Consider the following 20,764-nt stretch of genomic DNA (forward strand, 5'->3'; position numbering starts at 1 on the left):
CATGCCTATGACGATCGATGAGGTCTTTGCGGCGCTGACGGATCTGCGTGCGCGCCAGCCTCTCGTCCAAAACATCACCAACTTCGTTTCGATGAGCGTCTCCGCGAATGCGCTTCTCGCCCTCGGCGCATCGCCCGCGATGGTACATGCGGAAGAAGAGGTCGGCGATTTCGCCAAGCTCGCGGACGCCCTCGTCGTCAATATCGGCACGTTGTCGCCCGCCTGGCTGCGCGCCATGAAAAAGGCGGCCGAGGCCATGGGGGAGCAGCAGAAGCCCTGGGTGCTCGACCCGGTGGCGACGGGCGCGACGCCATACCGAAGCGAGGCCGCGAACACACTCCTGTCCCTGCGGCCGACGATCGTGCGCGGCAATGCGAGCGAGATCATGAGTCTCGCAGGCGAGGCGGGCGCACTCGGCAGGGGGGTCGATTCTCTTGCCGCCTCCGATCAGGCCGTTGCGGCGGCGAAGGCGCTGGCGCGGACATCGGGAAGTGTCGTTGCCGTGACTGGTGCGACCGATTACGCGACAGATGGCGATGAGGTCGTTTCGGTCACCGGCGGGCATGATCTCATGCCGCGCTCGACCGCCCTCGGCTGTGCGCTTTCCGCCTGTGTCGCCGCATTCTCGGCCGTGCGGCCGCCGCTCGAAGCGGCGACCGCCGGGCTTGCCGTTTATGCCGCTGCCGGCCGGATCGCCGGTGAGCGATGCGGCAACGGGCCAGGGCATCTGCCGGCCGAGCTTTGTGACGCGCTCTTCCGCATGGACAAGGATCTCCTTGCCGCTCATTCCGGTATTGGCGCCGGAAGCGGGGAGGGGGAATGATGCGTCATCCGTTCGATCTTTCGCTTTATCTCGTCACCGATCCGAGGCTTTGCGGTCCGCGCGATTTTTTCGAGACCGTCGCTGCGGCCGTCAAAGGTGGCGTGACGCTGGTGCAGCTGCGCGACCCCGACGCCGGCACGCGTGAACTCGTTGCCATTGCGCGCCGCCTGAAGGCGCTGTTGGAGCCTATGGGCGTGCCACTCATCGTCAATGATCGCATCGATGTGGCGCTCGCGGTCGAGGCTGACGGCGTGCATCTCGGCCAGAGCGATATGGACGGCGCGGATGCACGGCGGCTGATCGGCGAGGAACGCATCCTCGGGATTTCCGTGGGCAGTGCGACCGAGCACGAGGCGTCCCGGGACGCTCTTTCTGGCGCCGATTATATCGGGGTCGGGCCGGTCTATACGACGGCCACCAAGCCCAATGCCGGTGCGGCGATCGGCGTGGAGGGGCTTTCGGCCGTCACGAGGGCTGTCGGGCTTCGATCCGTTGCCATCGGGGGCATCAGCGCTTCCAATGCCGCCGAATGCATCGCTGCCGGGGCCGAGGGCGTTGCCGTCGTGTCCGCCATCATGGGGGCCGACGATCCACAAGCCGCCGCCCAGGCGCTTCTTGAAGAAATTCGTACAGCGAAGGACACACAATGACGGCCATCGCACTTTCGATTGCAGGCACAGACCCGACCAGCGGCGCCGGCATCCAGGCCGACCTCAAGACTTTCTCCGCCCTCGGCGTCTATGGCGCGACGGTGATCACGGCGCTGGTCGCCCAGAACACGTGCGGTGTGAGGGCCATTCACGACGTGCCCGCGGATTTCGTGGCGGCCGAGATGGATGCGGTCTTCTCCGACCTTGCCGTCGGCGCGACCAAAATCGGCATGCTCTCGAAGCCGGAGGTCATCGAAACCGTGGCGGAGGGGCTGACGCGGTGGGAGCCCGGTCCCGTCGTGCTCGATCCGGTGATGGTGGCGGCCTCCGGCGATCCGCTCATTGCCGATGAGGCCGTGACGAGCCTGCGCGAGAGGCTTTTCCCGCTTTCCGCCGTGATCACGCCCAATCTGATGGAAGCGGCCCGCCTGCTCGACGAGGAGCCTGCGGACAATTCCGACACCATGCTGCGCCAGGCGCAGGCGCTTGCCGATTTCGGCGCCGGGGCGGTCCTTCTCAAAGGCGGGCATGGCAACGGCGATGAAGCCGCGGACCTGTTGTGGTTCGAAGGCGTGGCCCATTGGTTCAGCGCGCCGCGCATCGACACCAAGAATACACACGGTACCGGCTGCACGCTGTCCTCGGCGATTGCGGCGGGGCTTGCCAACGGGCTCGGCCTGCCGGAGGCGGTCGATGCCGCCAAGGCCTATGTCCACAACGCCATCGTCAATGCGGACCTCCTGGAGATCGGCAAGGGGCATGGACCGGTTCACCATTTCTACCGGCAATGGAGGAATGGATGAGCTCCGGCCACAGTCTCAGCCGGCGCGGCCTTCTCACCGGAGGGGCGGCGGTCGCAGGCGCCGGCGCGCTTGCCCGACCGGCAGTCGCCCAAAGCCGCATCGAATGGTCGATGGTCACGTCGTGGCCGAAGAACCTGCCGGGTCCCGGCGTTTCGGCGGAACGGATCGCACGTGATATCGAGCTCGCGTCCGGCGGGCGCATGGTCGTGCAGGTGCATGCTGCGGGCGAGATCGTCCCGGCCCTTGCCGTGTTCGATGCGGTGTCGGAAGGGGCCGCCGAGATGGCGCATACCGCCTCTCTGTTCTGGGCCGGCAAGGCGAAGGTCGCTCCCGTTTTCACCGCGGCGCCTTTCGGCCTGACGCCTCTGGAGCATATCACCTGGATCGACCATGGCGGCGGTCAGGAGCTGTGGGATGAGCTTTATCGCCCCTTCGGCGTAAAGCCGTTTATGGCCGGAAACACCGGCTTTCAGATGGGCGGCTGGTATCGCGGCGAGATCGCCTCGTTCGACGATTTCAAAGGCCTCAAGATTCGCATGCCGGGCCTCGGCGGTGAGGTCGCGCGCCGGCTCGGGGCAACGCCCGTTTCGCTGCCGGCATCGGAGATTTTGCCGGCACTCCAGTCGGGGACGATCGACGCGACGGAGTTTTTGGGGCCCTGGTCCGATCTCGCCATGGGATTCTGGCAGGTCGCGAAGAACTATTACTGGCCGGGCTTTCACGAGCCTAACGGAACCGGCGAGGGCCTCGTCTCGATCTCCGCCTGGGAGAAGCTGCCGGACGATCTCAAGGCGATCGTGCGTCATGTCCTTGCGGTGGAGAACATTCGCGGCCTGGGTGAGGCCGAATGGGAAAATGCTCGGGCTCTGGAACAGCTCACGCAGGAAAAGGGCGTGGTGCTCAGGCGGTTTCCCGACGATTTCCTGGCCGCGGCGCGTCAGGCGTCCGATGAGGTCTTCGACGAGCTTGCAGACGCCGGCGGCGTGCAGGCCGAGATCGTCGAAAGCTACCGCTCGGCGCGGGCACGGATGCAGCCCTGGTCGGAAGTGAGCGAGGCGGCGCTTCTCGCCGCCCGCCGTTGATTTAAGCGCTCTCGCCTACCGCGTCGATGGGCAGGGCGCGCCGCAGGGGGCGCAGGCGACGACGTCGCTCGTTCCCGTCTGATGCAGAGGCGGTGACAGGAGATGGTCGGCAAGAACGAGCAGGAGCCCGAGCGTCACGAAGCCGAAAAGAAGATAACGCGCCATCACCGCCTCAATTCGCCAGACCGAAGGGAGGCCGCAGCCGGATGCCGATCAGAGTGCCGAGAAAGGCCGATGCGAACCAGATCCAGCCGTGCAGGGAACCCGAGGCGATGCCGCCGAGGAAGGCTCCGATGTTGCAGCCGAAGCCGAGGCGGGCGCCGTAGCCCATCAAAAGGCCGCCGATGACGGCGGCAAGCGCGGATTTCGCACTCGGCAGAGGCGCCTTGGCGAAAGATCCCGCAAGTGCGGCGGCCGCCATTGCGCCCAGCACCAGGCCGATATTCATCACCGAGGTGACGTCTGCGAGAAGCGAGGTGTGCAGCGCCTGATCGCCTTTCGGCCATTGCCAGAACTCGTAAGCCGACATGTCGATGCCGATCGCCTGTGCCGCCTTCGCGCCCCACAGAGCGAAACCATAGGTGATCGTCCAGGGATGGCCAGCGATGAGGAGCGTCAAAAGGTTGAGCACGACGAGCGCCCCACCGGCCCACAGAAGCGGCCAGGGTCCGCGCCAGAAATGGCCGGGCTTCCTGGCCGGGGCCATGAAGTTCGCCCGCTTTTCCATGGCGAAGGTGAGGGCGCCAACGAGCGCAAGGCCGACGAAGATTGCGATCAGCGCACCCGGCACGGTCAGGAACTCGGCGAGGTTGACCGGATCGAAGCCCGGCTGGTCGAGCCACCAGGGGAGCTGAATGGAGCCCACGACCGAGCCGATGATGAAGGCGACGAGCGTGATCAGCATCCGGCCCGAGCCGCCGCCGAGGGTGAAGAGCGTGCCAGAGCCGCAGCCATTGGCGAGCTGCATGCCGAGGCCGAAGAGGAACGAGCCGACAATGAGCGAGGTGCCGACCGGTGCGATCGCGCCCTGGACGGTCAAACCGGGCACCATTCCGTTGATCAACGGGATGAAAAAGAGCGCCGTGAAGGCGATCACCCAGAGCTGAGCTCGGAGCCCGCGCCCATCGCTCTTCGTCACGCAATTGCGCCATCCGGCGGTGAAGCCGAAAGCGCCATGAAGAAGAGCCGCACCAAGGCCTGCGCCGATCAGGAACAGCGAGGCCATCTTTGGCGAAACCTCGTAGCCGATGATCAGCGTGCCGAGCAGGAGCGCGGCTGCCGCGAAGGCGAGGGCGGAGCGGTCGATCGCGGCGACGATTTCGGCAGCGGATGCGGGAGCCCCGCTTCCCCGCGCCGTTTCAGCTGAGACGGACATTCAATCTCTCAGGTTATGATGTCGACAGGAAACGGCGGGCTTAGCCGTTGCCGTTCCACCAGGCCTTGATGTCGTCGAGGCGGCTGCGCTCGCTTTCGACCGGATTGTCGGGGTTTTCCGTCCAACCCACCATGGAATCGTCGTAGAGCGTCACGTTCTTGTGGCCGAGAACTTCCGACAGGACGAACCAGTTCATCGAGGCCCAGTGCCCGGTGTTGCAGTAGCTCACCACCTCGGCTTTCGACTGCGCCGCAGCCTCCGGCAGAAGCGATGCGGCGACTGTCTGCGGCACGACCTTGCCCGTTTCCGGATCAAAGAAGACCGACTGGTCAAGATTGATGGCGCCGGGAAGATGACCGAAGCGCTTCGCAGCCGGATGCTTTTCCTTGCCCTTGAACTGCTCGGCCGGACGGCCGTCGAGAAGAACCGTAGAGCCGTCATCGAGATGCGACCGGACGTCATCGCTCGAGACGAGCAGTTCGGGCTGCAGTTGCGCCTTGAAGTCGGCGGCAACGATTTCGGGCGTATTCGTTGCAAGCGTCGTGCTCGGATCGGCATTCCAGGCGCGGTAGCCGCCATTCAAAATGGCGAGGTGATCGAGGCCCGCGAGCTTGAGCGTCCAATAGATGCGCGTCGCGCCGCCGAACTCGCTGGAGCTCGAGGCAGCCGGGACGATGACGATGGTCTCGTCGCCGGAAATTCCCAGGCCGCCGATATGTTTCTCGAGAGCCGAAAGCTCCGGAAGCTGACCGGGAACGCCGTCACGCGTCGCGCGCCAGCCGCCCGGATAGGGTGCGTGGACGGCGCCCGGAATGTGGCCTTCCGCATAGGGATCGGATCCGTCCGCCTCGCCCCTCGTATCGAGAACGACGAGATCCGGCTGGTCGAGATTGGTCTTGAGCCAGTCGACGTCCACGAGCGGCCCGGGAACGTCGGTGGCGTGGGCGTGGCCGACAAAGCTGAAGCATGCTGCGGCCGTGAGAATGATGGCGGCTGCCAGTTCCACGGGAACCAGCCGGCCGAAAAGGCGATGATGGGTCATGCGACCTCCGAAATGTGACGTGGCGCCGACCCGGGGGGAAGAGTGGCGCCACCAGCGTCATCTGTGATGACGGAAACTGAGAACGGTTCTCAATGTAGGGCGGAGACAGGCTCCTCCCAAAGCATGCCGATGCGCCTTGCGGCGACAGAGCGCATCTCTGTCCTGCCGAGTGGACAATCGGGAGAAAGTTATTCGCTCGCTCGCAGCGAGGCATTCCGATCGGCGCTTCGCCGGCACACTTCCGGCTTTTCGGAGCCAGGTTGTATGTGTGTTAAGCTTCTTGTCGAGGTGTAGAGATCTGCGGAGCTCAAGGCGAAGATATCCAAGAAATACTGTTTCACTAGACTTCCGCAACGGCAATCGTGGCGGTTTTGTCACAATCGCTTACCGAAGACGGGGAGCAGGTCCGGTGTCAGCGTTCCGCGATTGCTTGTCCTAAAGACGCATGGCTTAGTGCTGCCACATGTGAGCCAAACGAATCGGGGGAGGGAGCGAATGCACAAACTGAAGAGGCATCTCGGCCATAGCGTGGCCGCCGCCGCACTCATCGCGGTGACGACGAGCAGCATGGCGCATGCAGGCGCATTCGCGCTGCGTGAGCAGAGTGCTTATGGCCAGGGTATGGCCTTTGCCGGCATGGCCGCTGGGGGCAGCCTGTCGTCGATGTTCTGGAACCCGGCGACATTGAGCGCCGTCATGGGCTTCCAGAGTGAGAGCGTGATTTCCTATATCGCGCCGCGCTCTGATGTCGATGTTCTCTCGCCATTCCCGCAGAACGAAGGGGATATTGCCGAGAACGCGCCCGTGCCTGCTTCTTATTATGGCTACCGGGTGAACGACAAAATCATCCTCGGTCTCGGCATCAACGCGCCGTTCGGGCTTGCGACGAAATACGATTACAACTCGCTCGTGCGCACCAGCGGTATCGCGGGAACGACGGAAGTCTTCACGATGGCGGCCAACCCGGTCGTCGCCTATCAGTTCAACGACTATCTCACCGTCGCCGTCGGCGCAGTCGTGGAATATGCCAATGTCCGTCTGACCGGACAGGCGCTCCCGGTCTTCGGTGTCTCCGCACTCGACGATGCGGACGATTTCGGCTTCGGCATCACCGCCGGTATTCAGTTGAAGCCGATGGACGGTACGGAGATCGGTATCGGTTACCGCTCCCGCATCGATCATGACATCGAAGGTCCGCTCGTCACGCAGATCGGTACGTTCAATGTCGAGGCAGACGGCTTCGACCTGCCGGACAAAGTGAGTGTGGGTCTGCGTCAGCGCATCATGGATGGTTTCCGCCTGACGGCCGGCATCGAATGGGCGAACTGGAGCCGTTTCGAAACTGTGACGCTGAGCGGCGCGCCCGCTGCGATCCCGCTGGGCTTCGAGTATGAAGACAGCTGGTATTTCGCTCTCGGTGGCGAATACGACGTCAATCCGGACCTCACGGTGCGTGCCGGTGTGGCGCGTGAATTGTCGCCGAACGACAATGCCAACCGCTCCTTCCGCCTGCCGGACAACGATCGCTGGTGGTTCTCCGCCGGTGCGAGCTACCAGGCGACCGAGCGTTTCTCCTTCGACGTCGGCTATTCTTACATCACAGCGGACGATACCGATCTCGTTCCGGCGGCCGCCGGAGGCCCGCTCTCAAACGGACCTTTCAGCGGTACCTCGGATGGCTCCGTGCACATCCTGTCGGCGGCTTTGAAGATGAAGTTCGGCGGCCCGCGCACGGAAGAGCCGATCGTCGCCAAATACTGAGACTTCGTCGAAGTCCTGGAATTCGGAAGGGGCCGGGTGACCGGCCCCTTTTTTGTGGCTGCTGCTTTCGTGGTGGCGGGTCAAAGCGCAGCCGTTGCCGAGTATTCTTCCGTCTGGCCTTCCCCCCGGGTTTCGTGGATCGAGTGAGGCCGCGTCACCGCACTCAAAAAGCGACCGGGAGAAGGCCTCCGTCGACCCGGAAATTCTGTCCCGTGATGTAGCCGGCCTGCGCCGAGCAGAGGAAGGCGGCGAGCTCGCCGAATTCTTCCGGCGTTCCGAAGCGCCCCGCAGGGATTGCGGCGGCCTCGCGCTTTGCTGCCTCGTCCTCGCTGATGCCGGCTTTCTCGGCCTGCCAGGAGATCCCCGCGCGCAGGCGGTCCGTGTCCATCTTGCCGGGCAGGATATTGTTGATGGTGACGTTGTGGGGAACGAATTCGCGGCACAACCCGGCGAGGAAGGCCGTCAGGCCGGCCCGGGCGCCGGAGGAAAGGTCGAGCCCAGGGATCGGCATCAGCACCGACAGGGAGGTGATGTTGACGATCCGCCCGAAGCCGCGTTCGACCATGCCGTCGGCGACGGCCTGAATGAGTTCGATCGGTGTCACCATGTTCTGGGTGACGCCCTCCAACATGTCCGCTCGCGTCAGTTCGCGGAAGCCGCGGCGGGGCGGGCCGCCATTGTTGTTGATCAAGATATCGACGGTCTTTGCCGCGGCGAGGACACGTTGCTGCCCCTCACGGCTTCCGATATCGGCGGCGACCGCGGTGACGTCGGCGCCCAGACGGCGGAGGTCGCTTGCCGTTTCCTCCAGGCTCTCCTCGTTGCGCCCATTGATGACGAGCCGGCAGCCGGCTTTGGCGAGAGCTTCCGCGCAGCCTTTCCCCAGCCCGCGGCTTGAGGCGCATACGACTGCTGTCCGTCCTTCGATGCCGAGATCCATGGCTTTCTCCTATGTTTGTTGCCATTTTCTAGGGGGAGGCGGCTTTTCATTCCAGCGCGGGACGCCTTGCCGCAGCTTTGCGGCGGCCAATGTCACACAACTGATACCTGAATCGGGTTTTTCATGCTTGAAAGACATGGGAAGCACGGCGATGGCTCCGCCAAATCATTTCCGGACATTGTTTCTGTCGGACATTCATCTCGGCACGCGCGGATGCCAGGCCGAGCTGTTGTTGGAGTTTCTGAAGGTGCATGACGCCGAGACGATTTATCTCGTCGGAGATATCGTCGACGGCTGGCGCCTGCGCCGGGGCTGGTACTGGCCCCAGAACCACAACGACGTGGTGCAGAAGCTTCTGCGCAAGGGCCGCAAGGGCGCAAAGCTCGTCTATATCCCGGGCAACCACGACGAATTCTTGCGCGGCTATCTCGGCAGCCATTTCGGTGGCATCGAAGTGTGTGACAGCGTCATCCACGAGACGGCCGACGGACGCCGCTTCCTGATCATCCACGGCGACCAGTTCGACGTCGTCGTGCGCCACGCCAGATGGCTCGCCTTCCTGGGCGACTGGGCCTATGTCACGGCTCTCGCCGTCAACACCTACGTCAATCAGCTGCGGCGCGCTCTCGGCTTCTCTTACTGGTCGCTGTCGGCCTGGGCGAAGCTGAAGGTCAAGAACGCCGTGAACTTCATCGGTGCTTTCGAAGAAGCGCTCTCGGCGGAGGCGCAGCGCCAGGGCGCCGACGGGGTCGTGTGCGGGCATATCCACCATGCGGCCATTCGCGACGACAGCAATGGCATCAAATACGTCAATTGCGGCGACTGGGTCGAAAGCTGCACCGCGGTGGCCGAGCATCACGACGGGCGGATGGAGATCATCCGCTGGTCGGAAATCATGCGGGCCGCCCCTTTGAACGAGCTGCATCACGCTCCGACACCGGTTGCTGCCTGAGCATGATCCAATGAGGCTTGTCATTGTCACCGATGCCTGGTTCCCCCAGGTCAACGGAGTTGTGCGCTCGCTCAAGCGGGTCGTCGACATTCTGACCGAGGGCGGGGACGAGGTTACGGTGATCGCGCCGGAGCGCTTTTCCACGTTGCCGATGCCGACCTATCCGGACATCCGTCTTTCCGTGACGACGAAGACGCGTGTCGGCCGCATGATCGAGGCGGCGCGCCCCGATTGCATTCACATCGCGACCGAGGGTCCGCTCGGTTTTCTGGCGCGGCGCCATTGCCTGAAGACGGGGCAGCGCTTCACCACGAGCTACCACACCAAGTTTCCCGAATATGTGCGTGCGCGAGCGCCGGTGCCGCTCGGGGCGCTCTACGGGATGATGCGCTGGTTCCACAATGCCGCCGCCGGCTGCATGGTCGCGACGCCTTCTCTGGAGGCCGAGCTCACCGAACGCGGCTTCCGCAATCTGATGCGCTGGTCGCGCGGGGTCGATTCCCATCTCTTCCATCCGCGCCCGGGGGCCGATCTCGGATTGCCGCGCCCGGTGTTCTTGAATGTCGGCCGTGTCGCCGTGGAAAAGAACCTCGCGGCGTTCACCTCGCTCGACCTGCCCGGCTCCAAGGTCGTCGTCGGCGACGGGCCGGCCCTTGCCGATCTGAAGGCGCGCCATCCGGATGTGCATTTCCTTGGAGCCATGGAAGGCGAGGAGCTCGCCCATGCCTACGCGGCTGCGGATGTTTTCGTCTTTCCGAGCCTGACGGACACGTTCGGCAACGTTCTCCTGGAGGCGCTGGCCTCCGGTCTGCCGGTTGCCGCATTCCCCGTCACCGGCCCGAGCGATGTGATCGTGGAACCGGAGATCGGGGTTTTGAGCCAGGATCTGCGTGCGGCCGCTCTTCAGTGCCTCGATCTTTCGAGAGAGGCGGCGCGTGACTATGCGACGCGCTTCAGCTGGGATGCGAGCGTGCAAGAATTTCGCGAGAATCTCGTCAAGGCACAGGGACCGGACTGCCAGCTCGCCGCGTGACGTCGTAGAATAGCGGATACGATACTTTTCTACCTCTTCAAAGCGGATGAAAAAGGCCTTAAGGGCGATCCATGACCCTGCCGGTTTCTCTCAACGATATCGAGGCCGCTGCCACCCGCCTGCAAGGGCGTGCCATGCGGACGCCTCTCATTGCTGCGCCAGCTCTGTCGGAGCAATTCGCCGCCCGCGTCTTCCTGAAGCCGGAATGCATGCAGCGGACCGGCTCCTTCAAATTTCGCGGAGCCTACAATGCGCTGATGGCGGGGGGCGACGCCGCTGCGGGCGGCGTGGTCGCCTGCTCGTCGGGCAATCACGCCCAGGGCGTGGCGGAGGCGGCGCGTCTCGCAGGCGTGCCGGCGACGATCGTCATGCCGGAAGACGCGCCAGCGGTGAAGGTCAATCGCACGCGCGCGGCGGGCGCCCGCATCATCACCTATGATCGTGCGCGCGAAGACCGCGAGGAAGTGCTTGCGGACGTCATCCGCCGCGAGGGCGGCTTTCTGATCCATCCCTATAACGACACCAAGGTCATCGCCGGGCAGGGAACGATCGGGCTCGAGATCGCCTCTGAGCTTGCCAATATGCGGCTTGTGCCAGACATCGTCATGGTGCCTTGCAGCGGCGGCGGACTCGCTGCCGGCGTGTCGCTCGCGGTGACCGAGCGTGCCCCGAACTGCCGCGTTCTTGCGATGGAGCCTGAAGGCTTCGACGATTATGGGCGATCGCTCGCCGCCGACCAGATCGTCAGCAACGAGCGTACCAGCGGCTCCATTTGCGACGCGCTGCTGGCGCCTGCACCCGGGGAGATCGGCTTTGCCATCAATCGCGAGCGTTTGTCGGGAACACGCACGGTGAGCGACGATGCGGCGCTCAATGCCGTTGCCTTTGCCTATGAGCGTTTTCGGCTGGTGCTGGAGCCGGGCGGCGCGCTCGCGCTTGCTGCGCTGTTGTCGGGTTCGGTCGATGTGCGCGGAACGGTGGTCGTTCTGGTTCTCTCCGGCGGCAATGTCGACGATTCAGTCCTGGCGCAGGCGCTCGCTCGTTATCGCTCGGCCGCTTAGTGGTTTTCTTCCGACGCCCGGTCGCGGTCGTCCCGGCTTTCCTCCGAAGCGGTGCCGAAGGGACGGAATTGCTTCAGACGCTCCAGAATGTCGGCCGTCTGTCCCGCGGTTGCCGCGGCATCGGGTGCTGCGTCGTGCAAACCCGCAGCGAGCACCATCAGATCCTGACGCGCGCGTCCCGGCGGTACCTCGCCGGCAATCCGCGTCAATTCGCGGGCGATCTGGCTCGGCTTCAGCTGGGTGCGCAGGGTGCTGACGTTCATCGCAAGGCGCGTCATCGCCGTCATCAGCGAGCGGGTTTCGGTGCGCCGCGAACGGCGCACATATTCGTCGAGGAAAGCGCGTCCCTTGGACGTGCTGGTCAGTGCCGACAGCATCGTCTCGTACTCGATGTCCGTCAGGCCCTTTTCGATCAGGCGCGCCATGCCTTTTCCTCTTCCAGAACGCGATCGCGTTGACGGGTCCGAAGATGGACCGGAAGAGCTTAGAAAGAGCTAATGGCGACGGCAAGCGCCGTGCACGACGCGTTTTCGGACTGAAGAGCGCAGGCTTCCTCGCAGCCGTCTTCTTCGCGCTCGGCGTTTATCTGCCCTTCTTCCCGGTGTGGCTCGAGGCGCAGGGGCTTTCCGACGGGCAGATCGGCGTGGCCGTTGCTTTGCCGTTGCTGGTGCGTGCGGTCCTGAGCGGGACGCTCGCAGCGGCTGCCGACCGTCTCGGCGAATTGCGGGTCGCCGCAGCACTTTATGCCGGCATCGCGACTTTCGTTTTCTTTGCTCTCAATTTTGCCGGCGGTGCCGCGGCGCTGCTTCTGATTTCCTCTGCCGCACTCATCTTCTGGAACGCGCTCATCCCTCTGGGGGATGCCGTGGCGCTCACCGGGGTACGCCGGCACGGCAACGATTACGGGCGCATCCGGCTGTGGGGTTCGGTCGCGTTCATCGTCGGGAATTTCGCCGCGGGTCAGATCATTTCGAGCGTTTCGGTCGATGCCGTCTACGGGCTGCAGCTCGCGGCTTTCGCCTTCGGGATCGTTGCCGCGCTGTCGCTGCCGCTTGTCGGGCGGGCCGCAAAGCTTGCCAAGGGGGGCGGGATGATCGGTTTCCCAAGGGACCGGCGGCTCGTTCTGACCATCGCTGCGGCCAGCCTCGTGACGGGCAGCCACGGCGCTTACTACGCCTTCGGCAGCCTCTACTGGCGCTCGCTCGGTTTCTCCGACCTCGTCATTGCGGCTCTGTGGTCGCTCGGTGTGGTCATCGAAATCGCGCTGTTCTGGTTCGCACGCCATTTCGTCGGCTGGGGTGCGCGACGTTTTCTCATCGCGGGTGCCACGGGCGCGCTGCTGCGCTGGTCGCTCTTCGCCTTTGCAACCGACGTGACATGGGCCTTCGTCTTGCAGGTCCTGCATGGCCTCACCTTCGCGGCCACGCATCTCGGGGCGATGATGGCGCTCGCCGCAGTCGCCGAAGCAGGGCATACGGCGAGGCTTCAGGCCGCCTACCAGCTGAGCGCCGGGCTGGTGATCGGCAGCGGCACCCTGGCGGCCGGGGTGCTTTACGGCATTGCACCGTCTCTGCCGTTCCTGCTCATGGCCGCGTTCGGCGCCTGCGCACTTGCGATTGCATGGCGCCTTCCGCGTGGCCTCAAAGCCTAGAGCCGTCTCTCAGGGCTTTTCTGAAGGCTCAGCCCCAGAGCTGCGGCGTCGGGGGTTCGACGAGCGAGCCCACATAAACGAGGCCGGGCTGGCGATCCCGCGCCAGGAGGAGAGGGCCGTCGAGATCGACGACATCGGCATCCTGGGCCAGGATGACGGCCGGCGCCATCGCGAGCGACGTGCCCACCATGCAGCCGATCATGATCAGATAGCCGCGCCGGCGTGCCTCGCGGACGAGTTCCAGCGCTTCGGTCAGGCCTCCGGCCTTGTCGAGCTTGACGTTGACGGCGTCGTACTTGCCGGTGAGGCCGTCGAGATCGGCGAGTGTGTGAAGGCTCTCGTCGGCGCAAATGGGCGCCACATGCGGCATCTCCCGCAGCATCTCGTCTTCACCGGCCGGCAGTGGCTGCTCGATCAGCTGGACGTGAGATTCGGCGCAGGCGCGCATGTTTTCGAGGATGTTGTGCTCGCTCCACGATTCGTTGGCGTCGACGATGAGCGGCACGCGCGGCATGGCCGCCCGGACGGCGCGGACGCGCTCCGCATCGCCTTCTCCGCCGAGCTTCAGCTTGAGCACATGATTGTGACCCGCACGGTGAGCCGCGCTTGCCATGTCGCTCGGGCTACCGAGCGAGATGGTGTAGGCGGTTTCGAGCGGGCGGGCGACCATGTGGCCGCAGCGATCCGCGGCGGAGGTGCCGTCGCGCTTGGCCTCAAGGTCCCAGAGGGCACAATCGATCGCATTGCGCGCGGCACCGGCCGGCAGCCGCTGTCTCAGCGTTTCGCGGTCGAGCCCGTCGAGGTCGACGCCGCGGATCTGTTCTGCGACGCTTTCAACCGTCTCGCCATAGCGCGGATAGGGGACGCATTCTCCCCGGCCGGTATGCGGTCCGTCCTTCAGATGCGCGACGATGACTTTCGCCTCGGTGCGCGAACCGCGTGAGATCGTGAAGCTGCCGGCGATCGGCCAGGATTCGACGGCGAGATCGAGCGACAGGCTCATGCCACGAACTCTTTGAGAAGGCGGTCCACGAGTTTGGCGACACCGGTGCGGATCGGATCGCAGGCCGGCAGCCCGTAGCGTTCTTCCGCCTCTGCGAGACAGGCTTTCGCCTCATCGTCAGAGAGTGCCTGCGTGTTGATCGAGATGCCGAGCGGGGCGATGTCCGGATTGGTGAGCCGCCCGAGCCGCATCGTTTCCTCGATCACCGCCTCGATCGTCGAAATCGGGGCTTCGACATTGCGCATCTTGGTGCGTGTCGGCTCGTGGCAGACGACGAAGACGTCCGGCTGGGCACCGTGCAGAAGGCCGAGGCTGACGCCGGCAAACGAGGGATGGAAGAGCGAGCCTTGGCCCTCGACGATCTGCCAGTGGTCCGGCTCGGTCGCAGGTGACAGCCACTCAGCCGCACCCGAGATGAAGTCGGCGACGACGGCGTCGATCGCGACGCCTCGGCCCGAAATCATGACGCCGGTCTGGCCGGTGGCGCAGAAGGTCGAGTTGACGCCGCGTCCGTTGAGTTCGCGATCGATCGCGAGCGCCGCGTATTTCTTGCCGACCGAGCAGTCGGTGCCGACGGTCAAAAGCCGCTTGCCCGGGCGCTTCGTGCCCTTGCCGGTGGCAAAGCGACGATCGGCGTGGCGCGTGTCGTGGAGTTTGACGCCCTTGCGCTCGGCCGCCTCGCGGATCGCGTCGACGGAGGCAAGCCGCACATGCAGGCCGCTCGCAATATCCATGCCGGCTTCGATCGCCTCCACGATCGTCGACGTCCAATGCTCCGGCAGCACTCCGCCGGGATTGACGGCTCCGATGATGAGGGTGCGGGCGCCAGCTTCGGTCGCCTCGGCAATCGTCATATCCTTCAGACCCGTATCGGCCTGGCAGCCGGGGAGACGCAGCTGACCGACACACCATTCTCGGCTCCAGTCGACGACGCCATAGGCCGTCTTGGCCGCGAGCCTGTCCGGAACGTCGCCGAGGAAAATAAGATAAGGACGCTCAATCATTTGAAATGTGTGGCCTCGTTGCGCTTGTGATGCCTGGTCGGTGCGGGCAAAGTCCGCGCCATGAAGGCCGCACCGTTAGCACGCTGCAAGGGCAGCGTCAGCTGTTGTTACGTCACGTGAGGTTATGACGTCCGATCTCTCTTACGAACTGGTCGGCGAGCGTTTTGTCCTGCGGCCCAAGGGGGTGTGGGCGATCGACCAGGCCGCCAATCTCGACCGTTCGCTGCAGAAGGCGGCGGGCGATCAGGAGAGCCGTGCGCGCCGTCTGGAAATCGATCTGTCCGATCTTGAGACGCTCGACACTGCGGGCGCTTTTCTCCTCGTGCGGCTGGAGAAAGCCTGGCGGGAATCTGGCCGCGACGTCACCTATGTCGGCGCGGAGGACGGGCGCGAGACCCTGATCGAGCGGGTGCGCGTGGCGCTCAAAGACGGCGAGAGCCTGCCGCACCCCAAGAAGTCGAACGTTTTTGCCGATGTCGGGCAGACTGTCCTGTCGATCATCGCGGATGCGAGACGCATCGTCACCATGCTCGGCTCGGTGATCCTGGAAATCCTGCACGTCATCCTGCACCCGGGCTCGGCGCGGTTTTATGCGATCATCACCCAGATGGAGATGATCGGGCTTCGCGCCGTGCCGATCGTGGTGCTGATGTCCTTCATCATCGGCGCCATCCTCGCCCAGCAATCGGCCTTCCAGCTGCGCTATTTCGGCGCCGAAGTCTTCTCCGTCGATCTTCTCGGCATTCTCGCTTTGCGCGAAATCTCGTTGTTGTTGACCGCCATCATGGTCGCCGGCCGCTCGGGCAGTGCGATCACCGCGGAGCTCGGCTCGATGCAGATGCGCGAGGAAATCGACGCGTTGCGCGTGATGGGGATGGATCCGGTCAATGTCCTCATATTGCCGCGCATCCTGGCGCTTCTGATCGTCCTGCCGCTGTTGTCGTTCATCGCCGCGCTGGCGACGCTCGCCGGCGGCATGATGATGCTTTGGCTGTATTCAGGTATTACGCCTGATGCCTTCATCGCCCGCCTGCATGATGCCGTCGATATGACGAGCCTGCTGGCGGGTCTTTATAAATCGCCCTTCATGGCGCTCATCATCGGTCTCATTGCCTGCACCGAGGGCATGGCGGTCGGGGGCAGCGCGGAATCGCTCGGTCGACGGACGACCGCCTCCGTGGTGAAGGCGATTTTCATGGTGATCGTCGTCGACGGTCTGTTTGCCGTCTTCTACGCCGCGATCGGCTTTTGAGGTCTTGATGGAGCAGACGACCAACGAAAGCGGAAACGGGTCCGAAGGACGAACCAGCGGCAAGGGCAAACAGCCGATCATTTCGGTGCGCGGCCTGACCGTCGGCTTCGGCGACAAGCCGATCCTGCAAAACCTCGACCTCGATATCTATCGCGGTGAGGTGCTGGCGGTTGTGGGTGCCTCGGGCGCCGGCAAATCGGTGCTGACGCGTGCCATTCTCGGTCTCCTACCGCACCGGGAAGGCCGCATCATGGCTTTTGGACACGATCTGAGCCAGGGGGCGAATCCCGAGCTCGAACGGCGGTGGGGCGTTCTCTTCCAGCACGGCGCCTTGTTCTCGGCGTTGACGGTTGCCGACAACATCATGGTGCCGATGCGCGAATACCTCGATCTTCCGGACGCTTTGATGGAATCTCTGGCGACGATGAAGGTCGAACTCGTGGGATTGCGGGCCGCCGACGGCATCAAATATCCGTCAGAGCTGTCCGGCGGCATGATCAAGCGCGCGGCCCTTGCCCGCGCGCTGGCACTTGACCCGGAGATCGTTTTCCTGGACGAGCCGACGTCGGGGCTCGATCCCATTTCGGCGGCGGCTTTCGATCAACTGATTGCCGACCTTCGCGAGACTTTGGGTTTGACCGTCGTCATGGTAACCCACGATCTCGATACTCTGCATGCCATCGTCGATCGCATTGCCGTGGTCGGTGAAAAACGCATTCTTGTCGAAGGCGACATCGCAACGATGGAGCGCTTCGACCATCCCTGGGTCCGTGATTACTTCAGCGGCGAGCGCGCGCGGGCGGCCGGTCTTTCGGAAGTGAGCCGATAAACATGGAAAGCAAAGCCAATACAGCCGTCATCGGTGCCTTCACCCTTGCTGTCCTGGTTGCGGCCTTCGGCTTCATCTACTGGATGGCGGCCGGGGAGGGCTCGCAGGAGCAGCAGCCGCTGCGCATCGTCTTCTCCGGCTCCATCACCGGCCTCACCAAAGGGGCACTGGTGCTCTTCAACGGCATCAAGGTGGGCGACGTGAAGGCTTTGGAGATCGATCCGTCGGATCCCTCGCGCGTCTATGCCCGCGTTTCTGTCGGCGCCAATACGCCCATCAAGTCGGACACCGAGGTCTCGCTTGGCTTCCAGGGTGTGACTGGCGTCGGCTATATCGAGATGGTCGGGGGCTCCGCCAACGAGCCGGACGTGTGGGAGCAGACGGACGGTGACGTCCCCGTGCTCGTGGCCAAGCAGTCCAACATGCAGGATCTCATGGCCTCGGCACGCGAGATTGCCGGACGTGCGGAATCCACTCTCGACGCCATCGACAAGATCGTCGCCGACAACCGCGACGGCATCAATCGGATCATCTCCAATGTCGACACCTTTTCCGGGGCGCTCAGCGACAACTCGCAGCAGATCTCGAGGCTGATCGAATCCGTCTCCAGTGCGGCCGAGGGCATGGCCGGGATGTCGGGCAAGCTCGATGGCATCATCGCCAAGGCGGACTCGATCGTCGCCGCGGTGCAGCCCGACAAAGTCTCGCAGACCGTCGACAATGTCGCCGAATTCAGCCAGTCGCTCGGCGATACGAGCGCGGAAGTGCGCAAGTTCGTCGACAATCTCTCCGGCGTTTCCGACGATGTGCGCGAGTTCTCCGATCGCATGCGCAATGTCGGAGAAAAGGCCGACCTCCTGGTGAGCGAAGTCCAGGCGAAGACCGGCCCCATTCTCGAAGCCGTGGATCCGGAAAAACTCGCCCGCACGCTCGACAATATCGACCGGGTGAGTGGAGCGATCGATCCGGAAGAGGTGCGCACGGCCGTCAAAGGCGCGTCCGATCTTGCGGCGACGCTGAGCGCCAGACAGGCCGATATCGACCAGTTCGTCACCCGGCTTTCCGCCGTCAGCACGCGCCTCGACGAGGTGCTGGCAGCGGTCGACCCGGAGCGCGTGCGCAGTGTCGTCGATCAGGCGGAAACGATCGTGGCAAGTGTCGATCCCGCGAAGATTTCCTCAACCGTCGACAATGTCGACCGGATCAGCGCGGCCATCGATCCTGAGCGCATTCGCACCACCGTCGAAGGTGTGTCCGACCTCGCCGCAACCCTCAAGGCGCGGCGCGAACAGATCGACGAGCTGGTGACGCGCCTCGCCTCCGTCAGCACTCAGGCCGACAAGGTGCTGGCCGCCGTCGACCCGCAAAAGGTGCAGACGATGGTCAACGATGCGAGCGAGGTGGTTGCGAGCGTCGATCCGCAGAAGATCACCGACACGGTCGACAGCATCAACCGGGTCGCGACGACGGTCGACGAATCGCGCGAGGACATTCGCGTCATCCTCGCCAATGCGCGTCAGGTGTCGGACCGGCTCGGCATTCTGAGTGCCAAGGCCGAGGGACTTCTCGGCACGCTCGACGACACCGCCTCGAGCGAGGAGGGGCAGGGGCTGATCGCCCAGGCGCGGGCAACGCTCGCCGAAATCCAGACGGCCGCGGCGACCTTCAACGAGCAGGCGAAGACGATCGGCTCCGGGGCTTCGGATTTTTCCAGCCGGGGACTTGCCGATATCCGCCAATTCGTGAACGAGGGTCGGCGAACCGTGTCGCGGCTGGATTCGCTGATTTCCGATCTCGAACAGAATCCGGGCCGCTTGATCTTCGGCGGAGACAACGCGCCCACCTATCGCGGCCAAAGACGGTAATGGCGACGATGATGGCAAAGTCCGGTTGGGGCAGAGCTCGCAAGGGCGATTGGATGAACATGCGCAAGGACATCGGTAAGGCCCACTCTCGGCGCCGGCGCCGCTTCGGAGGCACGGCCGGGGCCGCGGCGCTCGTCTCGCTGTTGCTGCTCGGCGGCTGCGCCGTGCTGCCGAAGACACCCGATTCCATCTATGATCTGACCGCGCCGCAGGATGTTTCTGTGCGCGCCGGGACATCCGCTCAGATTCTGGTGCCGGTGCCTGCCGCGCTCGCAAGCCTCGACACGACGCGCATTGCCGCGCGTCCGACGCCCGCCGAGCTCGCCTACCTGCCGGGAGCTTCCTGGCCCGACACGCTGCCGCGGCTGCTGCAGGCGCGGCTCATGGAGACGCTGCAGAATACGGGGCGCGTGAAAGCCGTCGGCCTGCCGGGGCAGGGGCTTTTGATCGACTATCAGATCGTCCTCGACGTGCGCACCTTCGAGCTCAGGAACGGCGTCGCTGTCGCGGACTTCAGCGTCAAGCTTCTCAACGACCGCAACGGCCGTGTCGTCGCCTCGCGCGTCGTCCATGCGGAAAGCCCGGTCGGAAGCAACGACAACGCCGCGATCGTCGCCGGACTGAACCGCGCGATGGATCAGGCGTTCGCCGAGATCGCCAGCTGGACGCTGACGAGCGTGTAGCTGGTCGCCGCGGCTCTCACTCCTGCCGGCGGGAGATCGCCGGTGCTGCGGCCGTGTGATTTTACTTCCCTGCGAGATCCGAAGCGTGACGGTCACCAAAGAAGACGAACTGGACGGGCTGAAGGAAATCGGGCGCATCGTCGCCAATGCCATGCGCTTGATGGCGAAAGCGATGGAGCCCGGGATGACGACCAGAGAACTGGACGACATCGGTCGGGCGTTTCTCGATCGGCAAGGCGCCGTCTCCGCACCGCAAAGCTGCTACGATTTTCCCGGTGCCACCTGCATCAGCGTGAATGAGGAAATCGCCCACGGGGTCCCCGGCGACCGGGTGATCGCTCAAGGCGATCTGGTCAATATCGACGTTTCGGCTTCCAAGAACGGCTATTTTGCCGATACCGGGGCGACGTTTCGCGTCGGTCCCGTCGAGCCTTCGCTGGAGCGCCTCTGCAAAGACGGTAAGCGCGCCATGCAGATCGGCATCGCACAGGTCGGTAGCGACCGGCCGCTTGCGGCCATCGGAGCTGCCATTGGGCGTTTCGCTTCGCAGCGCGGCTACACGCTCATCCACAATCTCGCCAGCCACGGGGTGGGGCGTTCCCTGCACGAATATCCGGGAGAGATCGCGACCTGGCCCACGCTGAGCGACCGGCGGCGTATCAATAAGGGGCTCGTGCTCACCGTCGAGCCGTTCCTGTCGACAGGCGGTCTCTGGGCTGCCGAGGGTGACGACGGATGGACGCTCTATAGTGAGCCCTCCGCCCCCGTGGTGCAGTACGAGCACACGATCGTCGCGACTGATCGAGATCCGATCATTGTGACGCTGCCGGGCTGATGGTCCTGCCGCCTCTCGGCGGTTCGAGCCCGGGAGGAGACCTTTGAGGCTCTCCTCAGCGTTCTCATGGCCAGTTAGAGACAACAAAAAAGGGCGGCTCGCGGCCGCCCTTTCTTTTGT

Annotated in this window: 21 protein-coding genes; 14 read left to right on the plus strand and 7 right to left on the minus strand. The window is 64.3% G+C overall.

All coding sequences use genetic code 11. From position 1 onward, the window contains the following. Position 1: 1 nt before the first annotated feature. The 4 genes from thiM to ACK8CP_RS03360 are packed head-to-tail and all read left to right on the plus strand — an operon-like array spanning position 2 to position 3,358. Positions 2-823, plus strand: coding sequence for a hydroxyethylthiazole kinase (gene thiM, locus ACK8CP_RS03345; protein ID WP_414833344.1), 822 nt, complete (start codon positions 2-4; stop codon positions 821-823). Then, a complete protein-coding gene (gene thiE, locus ACK8CP_RS03350; RefSeq protein WP_414833345.1) occupies positions 820-1,473 on the plus strand; it encodes a thiamine phosphate synthase in 654 nt (217 codons plus the stop codon). The genes thiM and thiE overlap by 4 nt, the downstream gene beginning before the upstream one ends. Next, positions 1,470-2,276: a bifunctional hydroxymethylpyrimidine kinase/phosphomethylpyrimidine kinase gene (thiD, locus tag ACK8CP_RS03355; RefSeq protein ID WP_414833346.1), complete on the plus strand. Its 807-nt coding sequence runs from the start codon at positions 1,470-1,472 to the stop codon at positions 2,274-2,276. The genes thiE and thiD overlap by 4 nt, the downstream gene beginning before the upstream one ends. After that, positions 2,273-3,358 (plus strand): TRAP transporter substrate-binding protein, encoded by a 1,086-nt coding sequence (locus ACK8CP_RS03360; protein WP_414833347.1) that lies wholly within the window; start codon positions 2,273-2,275, stop codon positions 3,356-3,358. Before thiD ends, ACK8CP_RS03360 begins: the two co-directional genes overlap by 4 nt. A gap of 15 nt (positions 3,359-3,373) precedes the next feature. Here the strand turns inward: ACK8CP_RS03360 and ACK8CP_RS03365 are convergent, their stop codons facing one another. The 3 genes from ACK8CP_RS03365 to ACK8CP_RS03375 are packed head-to-tail and all read right to left on the minus strand — an operon-like array spanning position 3,374 to position 5,775. Beyond that, positions 3,374-3,523 (minus strand): hypothetical protein, encoded by a 150-nt coding sequence (locus tag ACK8CP_RS03365; RefSeq protein WP_164879583.1) that lies wholly within the window; start codon positions 3,521-3,523, stop codon positions 3,374-3,376. 7 nt (positions 3,524-3,530) lie between these two features. Next, the gene (locus ACK8CP_RS03370) at positions 3,531-4,733 is read right to left on the minus strand and encodes a YeeE/YedE family protein (protein WP_414833348.1); all 1,203 of its coding nucleotides are present in this window, start codon (positions 4,731-4,733) and stop codon (positions 3,531-3,533) included. Positions 4,734-4,773: 40 nt separating this feature from the next. Further along, positions 4,774-5,775, minus strand: a complete 1,002-nt coding sequence (locus ACK8CP_RS03375) for a sulfurtransferase (protein ID WP_234628360.1) — start codon at positions 5,773-5,775, stop codon at positions 4,774-4,776. Positions 5,776-6,270: 495 nt separating this feature from the next. Here ACK8CP_RS03375 and ACK8CP_RS03380 point away from each other — a divergent pair, with 495 nt between their 5' ends. Beyond that, positions 6,271-7,536: an OmpP1/FadL family transporter gene (locus ACK8CP_RS03380; protein WP_414833349.1), complete on the plus strand. Its 1,266-nt coding sequence runs from the start codon at positions 6,271-6,273 to the stop codon at positions 7,534-7,536. 163 nt (positions 7,537-7,699) lie between these two features. Here ACK8CP_RS03380 and ACK8CP_RS03385 read toward each other — a convergent pair whose 3' ends face one another. Next, entirely contained in the window at positions 7,700-8,476 is a 777-nt protein-coding gene (locus ACK8CP_RS03385) for an SDR family oxidoreductase (RefSeq protein WP_414833350.1), read from the minus strand. A 151-nt stretch (positions 8,477-8,627) separates the two neighbouring features. Here ACK8CP_RS03385 and ACK8CP_RS03390 point away from each other — a divergent pair, with 151 nt between their 5' ends. From ACK8CP_RS03390 to ACK8CP_RS03400, 3 genes are all read left to right on the plus strand, one after another. Next, positions 8,628-9,428, plus strand: a complete 801-nt coding sequence (locus ACK8CP_RS03390; protein WP_234628357.1) for a UDP-2,3-diacylglucosamine diphosphatase — start codon at positions 8,628-8,630, stop codon at positions 9,426-9,428. A 10-nt stretch (positions 9,429-9,438) separates the two neighbouring features. Further along, on the plus strand, positions 9,439-10,461 hold the full coding sequence (locus tag ACK8CP_RS03395; RefSeq protein WP_414833351.1) for a glycosyltransferase family 4 protein: 1,023 nt from the start codon (positions 9,439-9,441) through the stop codon (positions 10,459-10,461). A gap of 71 nt (positions 10,462-10,532) precedes the next feature. Then, positions 10,533-11,522 carry a threonine/serine dehydratase gene (locus ACK8CP_RS03400; protein WP_234628355.1) on the plus strand — a complete coding sequence of 330 codons (990 nt, stop codon included), beginning with the start codon at positions 10,533-10,535 and terminating at the stop codon, positions 11,520-11,522. On the opposite strand, the gene ACK8CP_RS03405 is transcribed toward ACK8CP_RS03400, so the two are convergent. Next, positions 11,519-11,947, minus strand: coding sequence for a hypothetical protein (locus tag ACK8CP_RS03405; protein WP_234628354.1), 429 nt, complete (start codon positions 11,945-11,947; stop codon positions 11,519-11,521). The genes ACK8CP_RS03400 and ACK8CP_RS03405 overlap by 4 nt on opposite strands. Positions 11,948-11,991: 44 nt before the next feature. On the opposite strand from ACK8CP_RS03405, the gene ACK8CP_RS03410 reads away from it, so the two are divergent. After that, positions 11,992-13,173, plus strand: coding sequence for an MFS transporter (locus ACK8CP_RS03410; RefSeq protein ID WP_414833352.1), 1,182 nt, complete (start codon positions 11,992-11,994; stop codon positions 13,171-13,173). Positions 13,174-13,201: 28 nt separating this feature from the next. On the opposite strand, the gene dgcA is transcribed toward ACK8CP_RS03410, so the two are convergent. Continuing rightward, the gene (gene dgcA, locus ACK8CP_RS03415) at positions 13,202-14,176 is read right to left on the minus strand and encodes an N-acetyl-D-Glu racemase DgcA (protein ID WP_234628352.1); all 975 of its coding nucleotides are present in this window, start codon (positions 14,174-14,176) and stop codon (positions 13,202-13,204) included. Continuing rightward, positions 14,173-15,180 (minus strand): N-acetyltransferase DgcN, encoded by a 1,008-nt coding sequence (gene dgcN / locus ACK8CP_RS03420; RefSeq protein ID WP_414833353.1) that lies wholly within the window; start codon positions 15,178-15,180, stop codon positions 14,173-14,175. Before dgcN ends, dgcA begins: the two co-directional genes overlap by 4 nt. Positions 15,181-15,304: 124 nt before the next feature. On the opposite strand from dgcN, the gene ACK8CP_RS03425 reads away from it, so the two are divergent. The 5 genes from ACK8CP_RS03425 to map all read left to right on the plus strand — a co-directional run bounded on the left by ACK8CP_RS03425 (position 15,305) and on the right by map (position 20,644). Continuing rightward, positions 15,305-16,432 carry an MlaE family lipid ABC transporter permease subunit gene (locus tag ACK8CP_RS03425; RefSeq protein WP_414833354.1) on the plus strand — a complete coding sequence of 376 codons (1,128 nt, stop codon included), beginning with the start codon at positions 15,305-15,307 and terminating at the stop codon, positions 16,430-16,432. A 7-nt stretch (positions 16,433-16,439) separates the two neighbouring features. After that, the gene (locus ACK8CP_RS03430; RefSeq protein ID WP_414833355.1) at positions 16,440-17,261 is read left to right on the plus strand and encodes an ABC transporter ATP-binding protein; all 822 of its coding nucleotides are present in this window, start codon (positions 16,440-16,442) and stop codon (positions 17,259-17,261) included. A gap of 2 nt (positions 17,262-17,263) precedes the next feature. Beyond that, positions 17,264-19,126 carry an MlaD family protein gene (locus tag ACK8CP_RS03435; protein WP_414833356.1) on the plus strand — a complete coding sequence of 621 codons (1,863 nt, stop codon included), beginning with the start codon at positions 17,264-17,266 and terminating at the stop codon, positions 19,124-19,126. Between the two features lie 53 nt (positions 19,127-19,179). Then, the gene (locus ACK8CP_RS03440) at positions 19,180-19,809 is read left to right on the plus strand and encodes an ABC-type transport auxiliary lipoprotein family protein (RefSeq protein ID WP_414833357.1); all 630 of its coding nucleotides are present in this window, start codon (positions 19,180-19,182) and stop codon (positions 19,807-19,809) included. Between the two features lie 85 nt (positions 19,810-19,894). Then, positions 19,895-20,644, plus strand: coding sequence for a type I methionyl aminopeptidase (gene map, locus ACK8CP_RS03445; RefSeq protein ID WP_414833358.1), 750 nt, complete (start codon positions 19,895-19,897; stop codon positions 20,642-20,644). Positions 20,645-20,764: the final 120 nt, after the last annotated feature.

Origin of the sequence: Afifella sp. YEN Y35, from assembly GCF_047553465.1 — a bacterium.
Classification (GTDB): Bacteria; Pseudomonadota; Alphaproteobacteria; order Rhizobiales; family Afifellaceae; genus Afifella; species Afifella aestuarii.

Bases quoted from the DNA above. Each gene is read 5' to 3' on its own strand.
- thiM (WP_414833344.1), top strand. From the start codon at position 2: ATGCCTATGACGATCGATGAGGTCTTTGCGGCGCTGACGGATCTGCGT.
- thiE (WP_414833345.1), top strand. From the start codon at position 820: ATGATGCGTCATCCGTTCGATCTTTCGCTTTATCTCGTCACCGATCCG.
- thiD (WP_414833346.1), top strand. From the start codon at position 1,470: ATGACGGCCATCGCACTTTCGATTGCAGGCACAGACCCGACCAGCGGC.
- ACK8CP_RS03360 (WP_414833347.1), top strand. From the start codon at position 2,273: ATGAGCTCCGGCCACAGTCTCAGCCGGCGCGGCCTTCTCACCGGAGGG.
- ACK8CP_RS03365 (WP_164879583.1), bottom strand. From the start codon at position 3,523: ATGGCGCGTTATCTTCTTTTCGGCTTCGTGACGCTCGGGCTCCTGCTC.
- ACK8CP_RS03370 (WP_414833348.1), bottom strand. From the start codon at position 4,733: ATGTCCGTCTCAGCTGAAACGGCGCGGGGAAGCGGGGCTCCCGCATCC.
- ACK8CP_RS03375 (WP_234628360.1), bottom strand. From the start codon at position 5,775: ATGACCCATCATCGCCTTTTCGGCCGGCTGGTTCCCGTGGAACTGGCA.
- ACK8CP_RS03380 (WP_414833349.1), top strand. From the start codon at position 6,271: ATGCACAAACTGAAGAGGCATCTCGGCCATAGCGTGGCCGCCGCCGCA.
- ACK8CP_RS03385 (WP_414833350.1), bottom strand. From the start codon at position 8,476: ATGGATCTCGGCATCGAAGGACGGACAGCAGTCGTATGCGCCTCAAGC.
- ACK8CP_RS03390 (WP_234628357.1), top strand. From the start codon at position 8,628: ATGGCTCCGCCAAATCATTTCCGGACATTGTTTCTGTCGGACATTCAT.
- ACK8CP_RS03395 (WP_414833351.1), top strand. From the start codon at position 9,439: ATGAGGCTTGTCATTGTCACCGATGCCTGGTTCCCCCAGGTCAACGGA.
- ACK8CP_RS03400 (WP_234628355.1), top strand. From the start codon at position 10,533: ATGACCCTGCCGGTTTCTCTCAACGATATCGAGGCCGCTGCCACCCGC.
- ACK8CP_RS03405 (WP_234628354.1), bottom strand. From the start codon at position 11,947: ATGGCGCGCCTGATCGAAAAGGGCCTGACGGACATCGAGTACGAGACG.
- ACK8CP_RS03410 (WP_414833352.1), top strand. From the start codon at position 11,992: ATGGACCGGAAGAGCTTAGAAAGAGCTAATGGCGACGGCAAGCGCCGT.
- dgcA (WP_234628352.1), bottom strand. From the start codon at position 14,176: ATGAGCCTGTCGCTCGATCTCGCCGTCGAATCCTGGCCGATCGCCGGC.
- dgcN (WP_414833353.1), bottom strand. From the start codon at position 15,180: ATGATTGAGCGTCCTTATCTTATTTTCCTCGGCGACGTTCCGGACAGG.
- ACK8CP_RS03425 (WP_414833354.1), top strand. From the start codon at position 15,305: ATGACGTCCGATCTCTCTTACGAACTGGTCGGCGAGCGTTTTGTCCTG.
- ACK8CP_RS03430 (WP_414833355.1), top strand. From the start codon at position 16,440: ATGGAGCAGACGACCAACGAAAGCGGAAACGGGTCCGAAGGACGAACC.
- ACK8CP_RS03435 (WP_414833356.1), top strand. From the start codon at position 17,264: ATGGAAAGCAAAGCCAATACAGCCGTCATCGGTGCCTTCACCCTTGCT.
- ACK8CP_RS03440 (WP_414833357.1), top strand. From the start codon at position 19,180: ATGAACATGCGCAAGGACATCGGTAAGGCCCACTCTCGGCGCCGGCGC.